This is a genomic window from Nocardioides conyzicola (assembly GCF_039543825.1).
GTDB lineage: Bacteria > Actinomycetota > Actinomycetes > Propionibacteriales > Nocardioidaceae > Nocardioides > Nocardioides conyzicola.
Genome location: NZ_BAABKM010000003.1, coordinates 113,095 through 128,983, shown reverse-complemented (window position 1 = coordinate 128,983; position 15,889 = coordinate 113,095). Strand labels below are relative to the sequence as shown.

Annotated in this window: 16 protein-coding genes and 4 tRNA genes; 10 read left to right on the top strand and 10 right to left on the bottom strand. The window is 70.2% G+C overall.

All coding sequences use genetic code 11. The features are described 5' to 3' along the window. Positions 1-17: 17 nt before the first annotated feature. The 4 genes from ABEA34_RS18485 to ABEA34_RS18470 all read right to left on the bottom strand — a co-directional run bounded on the left by ABEA34_RS18485 (position 18) and on the right by ABEA34_RS18470 (position 848). A tRNA-Val gene (locus tag ABEA34_RS18485) sits at positions 18-92 on the bottom strand. 22 nt (positions 93-114) lie between these two features. After that, positions 115-188 (bottom strand) — tRNA-Cys (locus tag ABEA34_RS18480). A 31-nt stretch (positions 189-219) separates the two neighbouring features. Continuing rightward, positions 220-292 (bottom strand) — tRNA-Gly (locus ABEA34_RS18475). 133 nt (positions 293-425) lie between these two features. Beyond that, positions 426-848 carry an SsgA family sporulation/cell division regulator gene (locus ABEA34_RS18470; RefSeq protein WP_345522956.1) on the bottom strand — a complete coding sequence of 141 codons (423 nt, stop codon included), beginning with the start codon at positions 846-848 and terminating at the stop codon, positions 426-428. Between the two features lie 98 nt (positions 849-946). Between ABEA34_RS18470 and ABEA34_RS18465 the strand changes: the two genes are divergently transcribed. Continuing rightward, positions 947-1,021, top strand: a tRNA-Val gene (locus ABEA34_RS18465). Between the two features lie 88 nt (positions 1,022-1,109). Next, positions 1,110-1,925, top strand: a complete 816-nt coding sequence (locus ABEA34_RS18460; protein ID WP_345522955.1) for a hypothetical protein — start codon at positions 1,110-1,112, stop codon at positions 1,923-1,925. Positions 1,926-1,929: 4 nt separating this feature from the next. Here the strand turns inward: ABEA34_RS18460 and ABEA34_RS18455 are convergent, their stop codons facing one another. After that, positions 1,930-2,388, bottom strand: coding sequence for a GNAT family N-acetyltransferase (locus tag ABEA34_RS18455; protein ID WP_345522954.1), 459 nt, complete (start codon positions 2,386-2,388; stop codon positions 1,930-1,932). A 27-nt stretch (positions 2,389-2,415) separates the two neighbouring features. Here ABEA34_RS18455 and ABEA34_RS18450 point away from each other — a divergent pair, with 27 nt between their 5' ends. The 3 genes from ABEA34_RS18450 (at position 2,416) to ABEA34_RS18440 (ending at position 6,172) form a co-directional block, all read left to right on the top strand. Next, a complete protein-coding gene (locus tag ABEA34_RS18450; protein WP_345522953.1) occupies positions 2,416-3,105 on the top strand; it encodes a hypothetical protein in 690 nt (229 codons plus the stop codon). A gap of 107 nt (positions 3,106-3,212) precedes the next feature. Beyond that, on the top strand, positions 3,213-5,204 hold the full coding sequence (gene thrS, locus ABEA34_RS18445; RefSeq protein WP_345522952.1) for a threonine--tRNA ligase: 1,992 nt from the start codon (positions 3,213-3,215) through the stop codon (positions 5,202-5,204). An 8-nt stretch (positions 5,205-5,212) separates the two neighbouring features. Next, positions 5,213-6,172, top strand: a complete 960-nt coding sequence (locus ABEA34_RS18440) for a glycoside hydrolase family 25 domain-containing protein (RefSeq protein ID WP_345522951.1) — start codon at positions 5,213-5,215, stop codon at positions 6,170-6,172. Here the strand turns inward: ABEA34_RS18440 and ABEA34_RS18435 are convergent. Beyond that, on the bottom strand, positions 6,138-6,635 hold the full coding sequence (locus ABEA34_RS18435) for a GNAT family N-acetyltransferase (protein ID WP_345522950.1): 498 nt from the start codon (positions 6,633-6,635) through the stop codon (positions 6,138-6,140). The genes ABEA34_RS18440 and ABEA34_RS18435 overlap by 35 nt on opposite strands. A 23-nt stretch (positions 6,636-6,658) precedes the next feature. Between ABEA34_RS18435 and ABEA34_RS18430 the strand changes: the two genes are divergently transcribed. Then, complete coding sequence (locus ABEA34_RS18430) at positions 6,659-7,180, top strand: HIT family protein (protein WP_345522949.1); 522 nt, start codon at positions 6,659-6,661, stop codon at positions 7,178-7,180. Continuing rightward, the gene (locus ABEA34_RS18425) at positions 7,177-7,941 is read left to right on the top strand and encodes an inositol monophosphatase family protein (RefSeq protein WP_345522948.1); all 765 of its coding nucleotides are present in this window, start codon (positions 7,177-7,179) and stop codon (positions 7,939-7,941) included. Before ABEA34_RS18430 ends, ABEA34_RS18425 begins: the two co-directional genes overlap by 4 nt. Here ABEA34_RS18425 and ABEA34_RS18420 read toward each other — a convergent pair. The 4 genes from ABEA34_RS18420 to xylA form a co-directional block, all read right to left on the bottom strand. After that, positions 7,931-9,616 (bottom strand): SpoIIE family protein phosphatase, encoded by a 1,686-nt coding sequence (locus ABEA34_RS18420; protein ID WP_345522947.1) that lies wholly within the window; start codon positions 9,614-9,616, stop codon positions 7,931-7,933. The two genes, ABEA34_RS18425 and ABEA34_RS18420, sit on opposite strands and share 11 nt — an antisense overlap. A 76-nt stretch (positions 9,617-9,692) precedes the next feature. Further along, positions 9,693-10,835, bottom strand: coding sequence for a N(5)-(carboxyethyl)ornithine synthase (locus ABEA34_RS18415; RefSeq protein WP_345522946.1), 1,143 nt, complete (start codon positions 10,833-10,835; stop codon positions 9,693-9,695). Beyond that, positions 10,832-10,963, bottom strand: a complete 132-nt coding sequence (locus ABEA34_RS18410) for a hypothetical protein (protein WP_345522945.1) — start codon at positions 10,961-10,963, stop codon at positions 10,832-10,834. The genes ABEA34_RS18415 and ABEA34_RS18410 overlap by 4 nt, the downstream gene beginning before the upstream one ends. Positions 10,964-11,071: 108 nt before the next feature. Beyond that, positions 11,072-12,247, bottom strand: coding sequence for a xylose isomerase (xylA, locus tag ABEA34_RS18405; protein ID WP_345522944.1), 1,176 nt, complete (start codon positions 12,245-12,247; stop codon positions 11,072-11,074). A gap of 402 nt (positions 12,248-12,649) precedes the next feature. Here xylA and ABEA34_RS18400 point away from each other — a divergent pair, with 402 nt between their 5' ends. The 3 genes from ABEA34_RS18400 (at position 12,650) to ABEA34_RS18390 (ending at position 15,879) form a co-directional block, all read left to right on the top strand. Beyond that, positions 12,650-13,780, top strand: coding sequence for a sugar ABC transporter substrate-binding protein (locus ABEA34_RS18400; RefSeq protein WP_345522943.1), 1,131 nt, complete (start codon positions 12,650-12,652; stop codon positions 13,778-13,780). Between the two features lie 93 nt (positions 13,781-13,873). Further along, positions 13,874-14,632: an ATP-binding cassette domain-containing protein gene (locus tag ABEA34_RS18395; RefSeq protein WP_345522942.1), complete on the top strand. Its 759-nt coding sequence runs from the start codon at positions 13,874-13,876 to the stop codon at positions 14,630-14,632. After that, positions 14,629-15,879 (top strand): sugar ABC transporter permease, encoded by a 1,251-nt coding sequence (locus ABEA34_RS18390; RefSeq protein ID WP_345522941.1) that lies wholly within the window; start codon positions 14,629-14,631, stop codon positions 15,877-15,879. Before ABEA34_RS18395 ends, ABEA34_RS18390 begins: the two co-directional genes overlap by 4 nt. Positions 15,880-15,889 lie beyond the last annotated feature (10 nt).

The window sequence follows — 15,889 nt, the reverse complement described above, 5'->3', positions numbered from 1 at the left end:
CAGGGGTTCTGTGGTGCTGGTGGGCGATACTGGGTTTGAACCAGTGACCTCTTCCGTGTCAGGGAAGCGCGCTACCGCTGCGCCAATCGCCCAAGTCTTGAATTGTGGACTGCATGGAGGTGGGTACGGGATTTGAACCCGTGTACACGGATTTGCAGTCCGTTGCCTCGCCTCTCGGCCAACCCACCATAGAGGCCAAACCAGAGAGAGACCTCTCCGAGCGGACAACGAGACTCGAACTCGCGACCTCAACCTTGGCAAGGTTGCGCTCTACCAACTGAGCTATGTCCGCCTGCGCACCAGATCCGGTCTCCCGGTTGGCTGCGTGAGAACAGTAGCCGATGCCCCAGACCGTGCAAAATCCGGTCCGCCCCGGCGCGTTGCGGGCTACCCGGACCCGCCCGGGAGGCCGGTCGCCGGCGCTCTCAGGCCTCGGAACGGGTCAGTACGTCGACCATCAGGTCGACGTCGATCCGCTCGCTGCCCTCCGGGACGAGGACCAGGGTGCGGGCCAGGAACGAGCCGAGGTCGCGGGTCGGCAGCTGGGTGACCAGGCGGCCGTGGGGGGAGCGGAGCTCGATGACGACGGCCGCGCGGCCGTACTCGTCGATGCTCGGCCAGAGCTGCACGTCGCCCTCGCCGGCCGGGTCCGTCATGCCCTCGAGGAGGAGGTCGCGGCCGATCAGCCAGCGCACGGTCTCGCCGGGCTTCCCGAAGGTGACCTCGACGGCCCACGGGTCCTCGGGGTAGTAGCCGAGGACGGCCGGCAGGTCGATGCTCCGACCCCGTGCATCGAGGCACTGCAAGGCGACCTGCTGGGTCAGGGCGGGGGACGTCGGCTGGCTCACGCTGAGGAGACGGGCGGCCGCGCCGTACATGACGCCGTCGGCCCGGCCCGAATATGACCGTCTCGGCTCGGTAGGCTAGAGTCTGCGACCGCTACAGAGGGCGATTGGCGCAGTGGTAGCGCGCTTCGTTCACACCGAAGAGGTCACTGGTTCGAACCCAGTATCGCCCACCAGATCGAGGCCGCACGCCGAGCGTGCGGCCTCGTTTCATTTCTCAGCGAAGCACCCCCACGACGCCGGACGATGTGGTTGCCTCGGCGCGTGATCGTGTTCTCGGGGCTCCGGTACGCCGCGCCCGTGCTGCTGCTCCTGCTCGCGGGCTGCTCAGCGGGTGACGGATCGAACGAGGCGAAGCCGTCGGCTGCTCCGTCGCCGTCGGCGACCAAGAACCCGCTCATCGGCGGACCGGCCCCGTCCGCGGCGCTCGAGCCCCTGCCGTCGGACGTCCGGATCGGACTCGACGCCCGCGAGCTGCTCCGGCCGGGTGTGGAGCACGACCGGCTGGCCACGACGGTCCAGAGCGACCTGGAGGCACTGACGAGCGTGCACCTCGAGACGACCGTGACCAAGGATCGTGTGACGATCAGCAACGATGTCCACGACTCGGGTCGCTGCTCCGGCGAGATGGTGGACCATGGCCACCACCTGCGCTTCGTCACCACCAAGGACGCGAGATTGTTGATCACGACCGGCGACGGCACGGTCGGTGCCCAGCTGAACGGACGCTGGGTCGAGACACCGCACCCGCTCGCCGACGCATGTGTTGGTGGCGTGGTCGCGGTGGTGTTGTCGTCGACCGGGATCGGCAACTGGTGGGGCCCCTACGACATGTCCCGCCAGGGCGTCGAGCACGTCGATGGTCGCAGCGCCGTCCACTTCCGCAAGGTCGGAAGCGGTTGGAAGATCGACACCTGGATCGCGGCCGACGGCGAGGTCACGCGGCTCGTGAAGATGATCGCCCGCGATCCGAATGGCACCGTCACGACGTCACACTTCACGGAGTACGACGAGGCCGACGCCCTTTTGCCCGTCCCGTCGCCGGATCAGATCTTCGAGCCCGGCACCTCGACGACCTGACCGATCAGTCCAGGACCATCGTCAGGTAGCGGCTGTGCGGGTCCAGCACGTAGTCGCCGAAGGGCCCGCAGTCCACGAAGCCGTGCCGCAGGTAGAGGCGGTGCGCGGGGGCGAAGTAGTCCTCGGTGCCGGTCTCGAGGCTGACCCGGGCCAGCCCCCGTGCGCGAGCCTCCGCGAGCAGCCAGCCGAGGACCTCGCCCGCGACGCCGCGGCCGCGGGCGGCCTGCGTCGTCCGCATCGACTTGATCTCGGCATGGTCGTCGTCGAGCGCCTTGAGGGCGCCGCAGCCGAGGAGCACGCCGTCCTCGCGGGCGGTGACGAACGTGATGGCGGGTACGGCGAGCGCGTCGACGTCGAGGGCGTGGATGCTCTCGGGCGGCGAGGTGGCGCGCATGTCGGCCAGGTGCTCGAGCAGCAGGGCCACGACGTCGTCGCGCCGCGGGTCGTCGATTCTGACCTCCACGGCGCGAGACTAGACGTAGCCTGAGGCATGCCTCGTCACGGAGTCCTCGCCGCGGTTGCCGCGATGGTGTGTGTCACGACCGTCGGTCTCGTCCAGGTCCCGGCCCAGGCCGCGTCCCCGCTCACCGGCCGCCTGGTCGACTCGATGGGATCGGGCGCCGTCGCCGGCCAGACGGTCCGTCTGCGCACGGTCACCGGGAGTGGCCCGGGAGCGGTCGTGGACACCGACGTGACCAACAGCGCGGGCAAGTTCGCGCTGGACGCGGGGGCCTCGCCGGACGACGAGTACTACGTCCAGGTGGTGCCCGGGCGCTTCCAGGGCGGGTACGTCGGGGACGGGTGGGTGCAGCCCAGTGCGGCGGACGCCATGACGTACGGCGCGCACGCGGCCCTCGGCAAGATCCGGGCCAACCCGGCGTACATCCGAGGCGTCATCGTCAACGCGAAGACGAAGAAGCCGGTCCGGGGCATCAAGGTCGCCGCGCGCAGCATGAACGACGGCTGGCAGACCGAGGGCACGGACGTCACCAACCGCGCCGGCGTCTTCACGATCACCGGCCTCGAGTGCGAGGACGACTGCTACCTGAAGGTCAACGGCGCGGCCAAGGGCTACGAGATCGGCTACCGCGCCTGCAACGGCGGCGTGGTCGCGGACTGGGGCGACGCCTGCGCGTCGCCGATCGGGTCGATCGGCAAGGTCCGGCTCGAGAAGGACTGACGGGACGGGACCGGGGACGACAACTGCCGCGCGAGCGACCGGGGGCGGTCGATACGATCGACGGGTCCCGGCGTACGCCGAGGCACCGACCCGACCAAGGAGCACCCGTGTCCGACCTCAAGATCGTCCTCGCCCACGCCGACGCGCGTGAGGACCGGTCGGTCACCACGGGGACCAAGGCGTGGGAGCTGTTCGCGGACGACACCGCGGTCATCGCTGCCCGGGTCAACGGCGACCTGAAGGACCTCGCCTACGAGCTGCAGGACGGGGACGTCGTCGAGGGCGTCGCGATCGACTCCAAGGACGGCCACGACATCCTGCGGCACTCGACCGCGCACGTGATGGCGCAGGCTGTGCAGCAGCTCTTCCCGGACGCCAAGCTCGGCATCGGCCCGCCGATCGAGAACGGCTTCTACTACGACTTCGACGTCGAGACCCCGTTCGTGCCCGAGGACCTCGCCAAGATCGAGACGGCGATGCGCAAGATCATCAAGGAGGGCCAGCGCTTCGAGCGCCGGGTCACCAGCGATGCCGACGCGATCAACGAGCTGCAGGACGAGCCGTACAAGATCGAGCTGATCGGGCTCAAGGGTGGCGCGGGCGCCGACAACACCGAGGGCGCGAGCGTGGAGGTCGGCGGCGGCGAGCTGACCATCTACGACAACGTCAACCGCAAGGGCGAGGTCGCGTGGAGCGACCTCTGCCGCGGCCCGCACCTGCCGACCACCAAGCGGATCCCGGCGTTCAAGCTGATGCGCAGCGCGGCGGCGTACTGGCGCGGCGACGAGAAGAACAAGCAGCTCCAGCGCATCTACGGCACCGCCTGGGAGTCCAAGGAGGCGCTCGAGGAGCACCTGCACCGGATCGAGGAGGCGGAGCGCCGCGACCACCGCAAGCTCGGCCGCGACCTCGACCTCTTCAGCTTCCCCGACGAGATCGGCTCGGGCCTGCCCGTCTTCCACCCGAAGGGCGGCGTGATCAAGCGGGAGATGGAGGACTACGTCCGCCGGCGGCACATCGAGGAGGGCTTCGAGTACGTCGGCACCCCGCACATCGCCAAGGAGGGGCTGTTCTACACCTCCGGGCACCTGCCGTACTACGGCGAGGGGATGTTCCCGCCGCTCGACGTCGACGGCATGGACTACCGCCTCAAGGCGATGAACTGCCCGATGCACAACCTGATCTTCCGGTCGCGGCAGCGCTCCTACCGCGAGCTGCCGCTGCGGCTCTTCGAGTTCGGGTCCGTCTACCGGCACGAGAAGTCCGGCGTCATCCACGGCCTGACCCGGGTGCGCGGCTTCGCCCAGGACGACTCGCACTCCTACGTGACCAAGGAGCAGGCGTCCGGCGAGATCAAGCACCTGCTCGACTTCTGCCTGGGTCTCTTCCGCGACTTCGGCCTCGACGACTTCTACCTCGAGCTGTCCACCCGTGACGACTCCAAGCCGGACAAGTTCATCGGCTCCGACGAGGACTGGGAGATCGCGACCAAGGTGCTGGAGGACGTCTGCATCGAGTCCGGCCTCGAGCTGGTCCCCGACCCCGGCGGCGCGGCGTACTACGGCCCCAAGGTCTCGGTGCAGGCCCGCGACGCCATCGGCCGCACCTGGCAGATGTCGACCATCCAGTACGACTTCAACCAGCCCTCGGCCGACCGCTTCAACCTCGAGTACGTCGCCTCCGACGGCAGCCGCCAGCAGCCGGTGATGATCCACTCGGCGAAGTTCGGCTCCATCGAGCGGTTCATCGGCGTGCTCGTCGAGCACTACGCCGGCGCCTTCCCGCCCTGGCTCGCGCCCGTGCAGGTGCAGGCGATCCCGGTCGCCGACACCTTCTCCGACTACCTGCACGACGTCGCGAAGCAGATGAAGGCGCAGGGCCTGCGGGTCGAGGTCGACGACTCCGACGACCGGATGCAGAAGAAGATCCGCAACGCGCAGCTGCAGAAGGTGCCGTTCATGATGATCGCCGGCGCCGACGACGTCGCTGCGGGCGCGGTCTCCTTCCGCTACCGCGACGGCCGCCAGGACAACGGCGTGCCCGTCGCCGAGGCGATCCAGCGGGTCGTCGACGCGGTCGCGTCACGCGAACAGGTCTGACCGGCGTCGTGGTGCGGCGCGGCGCGGCCCTGGTGGCTGCGGCCGCGCTGCTCACGGCGTGCTCGTCGAGCGGAGGCGACCCGTCGGGCGCGCCCGCGCCGGAGCCGTCGACGCCGCGACCGACCGCCGTCGTCACCCCGACCGAGGATCCCGAGACCGCGCGGCTCAAGGCGCTCGCGCAGCTGGCCGAGCAGCAGGCCGCAGCACTGCCCAGCGCCTCGCCGTCGGCGCAGCCAGCAGCCGTGGACCGCCCCGTCCTCGGCGCCGACATCAGCTGGCCGCAGTGCCCGAAGGGCATGGGCATCCCGCAGCGCCGGACGCTCGGGCTGCCGATGCCGCTACCGGAGGCGACGTACGTCGTCGTCGGCCTGACCAACGGTCCCGGCTTCACCGCCAACCCGTGCCTGGCCTCGCAGGTCGCGTGGATCCGGCAGCGACACCTCCTGGCCGGGGCGTACGCCGTCGTCAGCCAGCCCGACCGGGCGGCCGTGACGTCGTACGGCGACCGCGGGCCGTTCGACGCCACGACCGACCTCGGGGCGCTGGCCAACACGGGCTACCAGCAGGCGCTGGCCAACGTGGCCACGATGCGCGCGGCCGGCCTGGACAGCCCGGTCGTCTGGGTCGACGTCGAGCACGTGCCCGACTTCGAGTGGAGCAGCGACCTCGAGGCCAACGGAGCGGTCGTGCAGGGCGCGACGCGCGGGTACGCCGACGCGGGCTACGGGGTCGGCGTCTACTCCACGCCGTCCCTGTGGCGCGACGTCGTCGGCGACCTCGCCCTCGACCTCCCGGAGTGGCGTGCGGCCGGGCAGACCTCGCAGGCCGAGGCGCTGGATCGGTGCGGCGACGACTGGCAGATCCAGGGCGGCGAGGCGGTCCTCGGTCAGTGGGTCGAGGGGCAGCGCGACCTCGACGTCACCTGCCCGGGGGTCACCGACCTCGGTCGCTGGTTCCGGCAGTACTGACGGCCTTCTCGTAGCGACGGCAGGGCGAGACGTACGTCGTACCCCCGGCGCTGACCTCGTAGGGCAGGTCGCCCGCGTCGTGCCAGCCGTGCTTCTCGTAGAACGCCCGTGCTCGGGCGTTGCCCACGACGACGGCCAGCCACGCAACGTCGTGCCCGGCGGCCGCGACCTGCTGCTCGGCGGCGGCCAGCAGGGGAGCGGCGATCCCGGTGCCGTGGCTGCGCGGGTCGACGAACACCTGCTCGACCTCGTCGCCGTTGACCATCGTGAAGCCGACCACGACGCCGTCGACCTCGGCGACATGGGTGTCGGCCACCCGCGACGGCGTACGCGCGTGGAAGGCCTCCAGCGTGCGGGCGGCGGTCAGGCCCTCGGGCACGTGGCCCGCGTGCCCGACGTGCCAGGCCTGGTGCCAGATGTCGGCCACGGTTGCCATGTCCTCGGGCCGCGCAGATCGGATCATGGCCTCACCTTAGGGTTGGGCCCATGAGCGATCCTGCGGGCCACGAGCGCGACGGGTTCGAGGGGTTCGACCGCCTCTGGACCCCCCACCGGATGGCGTACGTCGCGCCGAGCGTGCCGGCCGACCAGGGCTGCCCCTTCTGCGCGATGGGGGAGCAGTCGCTCGAGGAGAGCCTGGTCGTGCACCGGGGCGAGACCTGCTTCGCGGTCCTCAACCTGCACCCCTACAACCCCGGGCACATGATGGTGCTGCCGCACCGGCACGTGGCCGAGCTCGAGGACCTGACCACGGCCGAGGTGACCGAGCTGATGACGACCACCCAGGAGGCGGTGCGCACCCTGCGCGAGGTCAGCGGCCCGCACGCGTTCAACGTCGGGCTCAACCTCGGCGGCGTCGCCGGCGGCTCGCTCTCGCAGCACCTCCACCAGCACGTCGTGCCCCGGTGGTCGGGCGACGCCAACTTCATCACCGTCCTCGGCGGCACCAAGACGCTGCCGCAGCTGCTCGCCGACACCCGGTCGCTGCTGGCCGAGGCGTGGGCATGACGATCGCCGACGACGCCGATCTGGCCGCCCGGCTGGTGCGCGACGCCGGCGAGCTCGCGCACCGGATGCGGTCGGCTGGGCTGGAGGCTCAGACCAAGACGTCGATCTCGGACGTCGTCACCGCCGCCGACCACGCGGCCGAACGCCTCGTCGTCGACACGCTCGCGACCGAGCGGCCCGACGACGGCGTCCTGGGGGAGGAGGGCGCGAGCCGGGACGGCACCAGCGGACGCACCTGGGTGATCGACCCGGTCGACGGCACCTACAACTTCGTGGCCGGGCTCGACTGGTGGTGCTCCGCGATCGCGCTCACCGACGGCGACGACCTCGTGCTCGGCGCGATCCACCACCCCGCGACCGGACGGACGTTCGTCGGGGGACCGGACCTGCCCTCCCGCGTCGACGGGGAGGCGCTCGGCCGGATCGTCGACCGCCCGCTGGCGGAGTCCTGCGTGACGACGTACCTCCACCCGCCGTACTTCAGCGGCGAGGTCGGCGCGGCCTTCGGCCGGATGGCCGCGCGGGCCGCGACGCTGCGGATGCTGGGCTCCGGCTCGATGGACGCGATGGCGGTCGCCGAGGGGCGGCTGCACGTCGTGTGCCAGCACTCCGTGCCGCCGTGGGACGAGCTGCCGGGAGCCGCGATCATCCGGGGCGCTGGCGGGGTCACGAGGCACGTCGAGGCCGCCGGGGTCGACTGGTACGTCGCCGGTGCGCCGACCGCGGTCGACGAGGTCTGCGCGGCCCTGACTACGCCCTGAGGCGCGCCGCGACCACGGTGACGTCGTCCTGGAGGCGCTCGTCGGCCAGCGCGGCCACCCCGGTCACCAGGTCCTCGAGCGAGCCGGCGGCGAGCTCCGCGGCGCAGCGCGCCAGCCGCGCGATGCCCTCGTCGATGTCGTGGTCGCGGGACTCGACGACGCCGTCGGTCACCAGCAGCACGACCGAGCCCGGCTGGAGGTCCACCCGTTCGCTGGTGCGCTGCCCTCGAGGGTGTACGCCGAGGGGCAGGCCGGTGCCGTGCCCGAGGACGGCCGCGGTGCCGTCGGGCCGGACCAGCACCAGGGGGATGTGCCCCGCGTTGGCCAGCTCCAGCGTGCCCGTGCCGGGCTCGATGAGCACGGCGGCAGCCGTGACGAACTGCTCCGGGGCGTCGCGCGTCATCAGCTGGTCGGCGGCCTCGAGCAGCGCCGCCGGTGCTGTCTCGACCGTGAGCAGGCCGCGGATGCCGGCCCGGACGTGGATCATCGAGGTGGCCGCGCGGACGCCCCGGCCCATCACGTCGCCCACCACCAGCACCAGGCCGCCGGATGCGGTCGCGACGACGTCGTACCAGTCGCCGCCCACGTGCTCGAGGTCGTCGCCGCCGGGGGCGTAGTAGGCCGCGACCTCGAACCGGTCCAGCTCCGGCAGCGGGCTCGCCGCCAGGCTGAACTGGAGCTCCTCGGAGATGGCGGTGGTGTGCCGGAAGAGCTCGGCGCGCGCGGCCGCGATCGCGTGCTGCGAGGCCAGCGTGTCGAGCAGCTGCTCGTCGGCCTCGGACAGGGCCTGGTCGGCGCCGACGATCGCCCGCACCCGCTCGAGCCCGGCCTGGTGCACCTCGGCGACCTGCTCGGGCGTGAGCGCCTTCGAGAAGTCCGCCGTGAGCTCCTGGAGCAGGAGCGCACGGGCGGCGGCGTCCTCCTGGCGCTGCTGCATCCGGATCCGCTCGGTGACGTCCTGGACGCAGCCGATGGTGCCCGCGGGGCTGCCGTCGGCGGCGACGAGGACCTTGCCGTGGGCCTCGATCCAGCGCGACCTGCCGTCGGGGCGCACGATCCGGTTGCGCAGCACGTAGTTGGCGCGTTCCTCCATCGCGCGCACGACGACCGCGATGGCCTCCTCCTGGTCGTCGGGGTGGATGCTGCCCACCCACGCGTCCCAGGTGCCGTCGAAGCTGCCGGGCTCCAGGCCGTAGATGCGGTGCATCTGCTCGTCCCAGACGTTCGTGCCGTCCAGGGCGTTCCAGTGCCACGTGCCGAGCTCGGCGGCCGCGTGGGCCAGCCGCAGGCGCACCTCGCTCTCCGTCGCCTCGGCCTGCGTACGGCGTACCTCGGTCATGTCCTCGAGCGCGGCGATGGCGCCGACGACGGATCCGTCGGCGGCGCTGATCGGGTTGACCGTGGCGGCGGCGAGCAGGTCGGCGCCGTCCGCGCGCAGGATGGTCAGGTCGCCGTGCCAGCGCACGCCCTGCAGGACCGCCGGCAGCGCCGGCGCCTCACCGGGGCCGAGGGCGACGAGGTCGACCACCTGGCTGCCGACGAGCTCGTCAGCGGTGCGCGCGAACATCTCGGTCGCCGCGTCGTTGGCGAAGACAATGATGCCGGCCTCGTCGGTGGCCAGCACCGCCAGGCTCAACGCGTGCAGCAGCCTCCGGTCCTCCGTGTCGCGCTGCACGGTGTGTGCCTCCTGCTGTCGGGTGGGCTCAGTATCCACAGCGATCGGCCCCCGCGCGCACGAATCGCCGACAGGCTCAGACCAGCGCGTACGGCGGCTCCGCCGACCGGCCCTGGAAGTCCAGGATGCTCGGGTTCTGCACCCGGCCCTCCCGGATCTCGATGGCGTGGCTCAGCGTCTCGTCCGCGTCCCACGCAGCCCCGCCCTCGAGGACCGGCCGGATGAACGGGATCAGCGCGGTGCTGTTGTCCCAGGTCGCCGAGTTCCAGAGGTACGACGGGCTGTGGTCGACCGCGTAGTAGAGGACGTGGTCCCCGACCATGAAGGTCGGGTCGTCGAAGCCGGTCGGCCGCGCCCACTCGAAGCCCATCCCCAGGTCGCACGAGACGTCGACGATGACGCTGCCCGGACGGAAGAGCTTGACGTCCTCGTTGCTCAGGTAGGTCAGCGGCGCCGCGGTGTCCTGGAGGGTGCAGTTGACGATGATGTCGTTCTCGGCGAGGTACGCCGCCAGCGGCTCGCGCCCGCGCTCGGTGATCACGTGGCTCAGGTTCACCCCGTCGGGCACGTGGTCGAACTGCCGGATCCGCACCGAGTGGATCGGCGAGCCCACGGCCGCCACCTGGCGGTTGGTGAGCACCGCGACCTCGTGCACGCCGTGGGCGTTGAGTGCGGTCACCGCCCCGCGTGCCGTCGCACCGAAGCCGATGACGATCGCGGTCAGCCGCTTGCCGTAGTCGCCCGTGATCCCGGCCAGCTCCATCGCCTGGATCACCGAGCAGTAGCCGGCGAGCTCGTTGTTCTTGTGGAAGACGTGCAGGCCGACGGCACCGTCGACGGTCCAGTGGTTCATCGCCTCGAACGCGATCAGCGTCAGCTGCTGGTCGATCGCCATCTGCGTGAGCTCGGTGTCCTGGACGCAGTGCGGCCAGCCCCACAGGACCTGACCGGGCCCGAGCGCGGCGATGTCCGAGTGCTGCGGCTTGGGCAGCAGCACGACGTCGGAGCTCGCCAGGATCTCGTCGCGCGAGGCGAACCCCGCGACGTACGGCGCGAGCGACCCGTCGGTGGCGCCGAAGCGCTCGCCGTACCCGTGCTCGAGGGTGATCTGCTGGCGGAGGTCGGCCTCGAGGAGCGGGAGGTGCTCGGGGTGGATCGGCAGGCGGAACTCGTTCTCCTTCGCCGACGACCCCACGACCCCCAGCGACAGGAGCGTCACTTCTTCTTCGTCGGAGCGATGGGGTCGTCGATCATGGACGACCCCTTGCCGCGCTTGTCGGCCCGCTTCTCCTTGATGGACTTGCTGTTCTTCTTGGTCATGCCCTGGCGCGGTGACTTGTCGCTCATGCGCGATCTCTCTGAGGGGGAAGCCTGACCGGCCGCCGTGCCACGACACTACGCCCCCGCTCGCGACGTCGGTCGCGGGCGAGGGCGCAGGTGTATGTCAGTCGTGCGTCAGCCGCGCACCCCGTACAGGTGCTCGAGCGCCAGCTGGTCGAGGTGCTCGAACGCCATGCCGCGCTGGGCGGCCTCGTCGGGGTCGAAGGACTCGGCCCGCAGGTCGGCCACGGTCTCGCCGGACGCGAGGCTCGGCACGCCGAGCTGGTCGACCCGCGCGTCCTTGAGCGCCTGCTGCACCTCGGGGTCGGCCCGGAAGGCGCGGACCTTGTCGCGGAGGATCAGGTAGTTGCGCATGCAGCCGCGAGCCGAGGCCCACACGCCGTCCAGGTCCTCGGTGCGCGGGGGCTTGTAGTCGAAGTGGCGGGGGCCCTCGTAGCCACCGTGCTCGACGATGTCGACGGTCCAGAAGGCGCCGCGCGCGTTGCCGGCACCGAAGCGCAGGTCCTGGTCGTAGCGCGGGCCGGTCTGGCCGTTGAGGTCGATGTGGAAGAGCTTGCCGTGCCAGAGCGCCTGCGCCAGCCCGTGCGCGTAGTTGAGCGAGGCCATCTCCTCGTGCCCGGTCTCCGGGTTGAGGCCGACGAGCTCGGGGTGGTCCAGCTCGTTGATGAAGGCCAGGGCGTGGCCGATCGTCGGGAGCAGGATGTCGCCGCGCGGCTCGTTGGGCTTGGGCTCGATCGCGAAGCGGATGTCGTAGCCCTGCTCGAGCACGTAGGCGCCGAGGGTGTTGAACGCCTCCGCGTAGCGGTCCAGCGCCGTCTTGACGTCCTTGGCGGCTCCGGACTCCGCGCCCTCGCGGCCGCCCCAGGCCACGAACAGCGAGGCGCCGAGCTCGGCGGCCAGGTCGACCTGGTCGGCCGCCTTGCGGATCGCGAACCGGCGTACGTCGCGGTCGTTGTTGGTGAAGCCGCCGTCGCGGAAGACGGGGTGCGAGAAGAGGTTGGTGGTCACCATCGGGACGACCAGACCGGTCTCCTCCAGCGCCTTGCGGAAGGGCGCGAGGTGCTTCTCCTTGGTCGCCGCGTCGGCGTCGAAGGGGAAGACGTCGTTGTCGTGGAAGGTGACGCCGTAGGCGCCCAGGTCGCTGAGGCGGTGGATCGCCTCGGCCGGGGCCAGCTCCGGGCGCACCGCGCCGCCGAAGACGTCGACGCCCTGCCAGCCCACGGTCCAGAGACCGAAGGAGAACCGGTCCTCACGGGTGGGGGCATAGCTGTCGTTCGTGGGTGTGGTCATGGGTTTCCGGCCTCCAGCGCGATTTCGTTTGGTCATCCAACAAAGTCGAGATCATCGGCCCGTCGGCTCGGGGGAGCGCGGCGGGTATGTTGCCGCCGACAACATACCCGGTGATCGGGGTCACAGTGCACCCCCTGGTACGAGCGCGTCGATGTCGTCGGCGTGTCGGCACCGAGTCGGGCCGGTGTCGGAGCCTCCCGGCGGACGTCGTGGAGCGGGTCCGCCACACCCGGCGGAGATCACGATTCGATCACGCTCAGGCGGGGACGCACTTGGTTTGAACGTGCAACAAAACAAGGACCGAGCAGGTGCTTGCCCAGCCTGGGCTCCGTCAGTATGTTGTGCCGGACAACTTAAGCCGTGACTGCGATCACATGACGACGGTCACGGCTGATCCGAACCATGGAGGTCGAGGAAATGGTCAGGAACAAGGGTGCGCGTATCGCGTCCCTCGCCGCAGTGGGGGTGCTCGCGTTCGGCGGGCTCGCCGCGTGTGGCAGCAGCGACAGCGACGGCGGCTCCGATGGCGGGGGCTCCGGCGGCGGCGGCAAGGCGACGGGCAAGGTCGGGGTGATCCTGCCCGACTCGAAGTCCTCGGTCCGCTGGGAGACCCAGGACCGACCGAACCTCGAGGCGGCCTTCAAGGCTGCTGGCCTCGAGTCGGACATCCAGAACGCCGAGGGCTCGCCCGACACGTTCGGTCAGCTCTGCGACCAGATGATCACCGAGGGCGTCAAGGTCCTCATCGAGACCGATCTCGACCCTGACTCGGGCAAGGCGTGCATCGACAAGGCCAAGAACGCGGGCATCGCGGTCATCGACTACGACCGGCTCACGCTGGGCGGCGGCGCGGACTACTACGTGTCCTTCGACAACGTGAAGGTCGGCGCGCTGCAGGGCCAGGGCCTGATCGACGCCCTCAAGGCCGCGGGCAAGGACAAGGGCAACATCGCCTTCATCAACGGCGCCGCGACCGACAACAACGCGACGCTCTTCAAGCAGGGCTACGAGCAGGTCATCAAGGACGACGGCAGCTACACCGTCGTCGGCGACCAGACCGGTGACTGGGACCCGGACACCGCGGGCAAGGTCTTCGACCAGTTCTACGCTGCTCACCCCGACCTCGTCGGTCTCATCACGGCGAACGACGGCATGGCCGGCGGCGTCCTCGCTCGCGAGAAGGCTGCTGGCGTCGAGGGCAAGATCCTGGTGACCGGTCAGGACGCCACGTCCGAGGGCCTCGCCAACGTGCTGCAGGGCTACCAGGCCGGCACCGTCTTCAAGGACACCTCCGTCGAGGCGAAGGCTGCCGCCGACCTGGCGATCGCGATCATCAAGGGCGATGACCCGTCCTCGATCGCGACCGGCTCGGTCAACGACTCGAAGCTCGGCAAGGACGTGCCGTCGGTGCTCGCCACCCCCGTGTGGATCACCGCCGACACCGTCAAGGACGTGGTCGCGGCCGGTCAGGCCACGGCCGCCGACATCTGCAAGGGCATCGCGGACCTCTGCAAGAAGTACGGAGTCGCGTGACCGCTTAGCGGTCATCTGACAGCTTGAAATGCGGGGGCCCGTCCGACTGGGCGGGCCCCCGCTTCACGATCAGAACCCCTGGGAGGGTGAGTAATGTCGAGTGGAGAGCCGCTGCTGGAACTGCGCGGCGTTGAGAAGAGCTTCGGTGCCGTGCACGTGCTGCGCGGTGTCGACCTGACGGTACGACCCGGTCGCGTGACGGCCTTGGTCGGCGACAACGGCGCCGGCAAGAGCACGCTGATCAAGGGAATTGCCGGCATCTACCCGTTCGACGAGGGCGACTACACGTTCGAGGGCAACGCCGTCCACGTGAAGAGCCCACGGGACTCGAACGCCCTGGGCATCGAGGTCGTCTACCAGGACCTCGCGCTGTGCGACAACCTGGACGTGGTCCACAACATGTTCCTCGGCCGCGAGGTCACCAAGAACGGCCTGATCGACGAGGACAGCATGGAGGCTCGCGCTCGCGAGACGCTCGATGGCCTGTCCGTGCGCACGCTGAAGTCCGTGCGCACGCACGTCGCCTCCCTGTCCGGTGGCCAGCGCCAGACGGTCGCCATCGCGCGCGCCGTCCTCTGGAACTCGAAGGTCGTCATCCTCGACGAGCCCACCGCCGCTCTCGGCGTCGCGCAGACCGAGCAGGTCCTCCTGCTGGTGCGCCGGCTCGCGGAGCGCGGTCTCGGAGTCGTGCTGATCAGCCACAACCTCAACGACGTCTTCGAGGTGGCCGACGACATCGCGGTCCTCTACCTCGGCCAGATGGTCGCCCAGGTGGACGTCGTCGACACCAGCCGGGAGCGGATCATCACGGCGATCACGACCGGCAAGCTGAACGAGGGAGATGCGGCATGAGCGCCGTCACCGAAGAGACCCAGGACGCGCACGGCCGAGACACCGTCGGCAGCATCGTCGGCGACTACATCGCCAAGCTCCGAGGGGGCGACGTCGGCTCGATGCCGGCCGTCCTCGGGCTGGTCGTGCTCGTCGTGGCCTTCTCCATCCTCCGGCCGGAGACCTTCACCAAGGCGTTCAACTTCGGCAACCTGATCCAGCAGTCGGCCGGCGTCACGATCATCGCGATGGGGCTCGTCTTCGTGCTGCTCCTCGGCGAGATCGACCTCGCGGCGGGCTACACCGCCGGCACGGCCGCGGCCGTGACCTCGCTGCTCCTCACCTCCCACGACTGGCCGGTCGCTGCGGCCATCGTGGTCGGTCTGCTGACCGGGACCGCGATCGGCTTCTGCATCGGGACGCTGGTCGCCAGGCTCGGCATCCCGTCGTTCGTCGTCACGCTCGCGTTGTTCCTCGCCCTGCAGGGCGTGGTGCTGTCGATCATCGGCGAGAAGGGGTCGATCGACTCCGGTGAGTTCATCGCGAAGCTCAACAGCGACAACCTCCCGGTCTGGCTCGGCTGGGTCGTCGCGGTCGTCCTCGTGGGGGCCTACGCCGGGCTGACGTTCGTGAGCAACCGGCGCCGGCGTCGCAACGGGCTGACCAGCGAGCCGAACCTGCTCTGGGCCATGAAGTCGGGTGGCCTCGCCGTGCTGACGTTCCTGGTCGTCTTCTACCTCTCGATCGAGCGCAGCCCGAACGCGAACATCAAGTCGATCAAGGGCGTGCCGATCTCGCTGGTCATCATCATCGGCCTCGCCGTCGTGCTCACCGTGCTGCTGAGCCGCACCCGGTGGGGCAGCCACGTCTACGCCGTCGGTGGCAACGCCGAGGCGGCGCGCCGCGCGGGCATCAACGTGAAGCTGGTCCAGCTGAGCTGCTTCATGATGTGCTCCACGGTCGCGGCGATCGGCGGCCTGATGCTGGCGAGCTACAGCGGTGGCGTCAACAACGTCACCGGTGGCAACCAGACGCTGCTGTACGCCGTCGGCGCGGCGGTCATCGGTGGCACCAGCCTCTTCGGAGGCAAGGGTCGCGTCGTCGACGCCATCATCGGTGGCACCGTCGTGGCGACGATCGCCAACGGCATGGGCCTGATGAACCAGCCCGACAGCCGGAAGTACATCGTCACCGGTCTGGTGCTGCTCGTGGCGGCCAGCGTCGACGCGATCAGCCGTCGCAAGGCCGCAGCCAGCGGACGAATCTGACGGGAGTAGC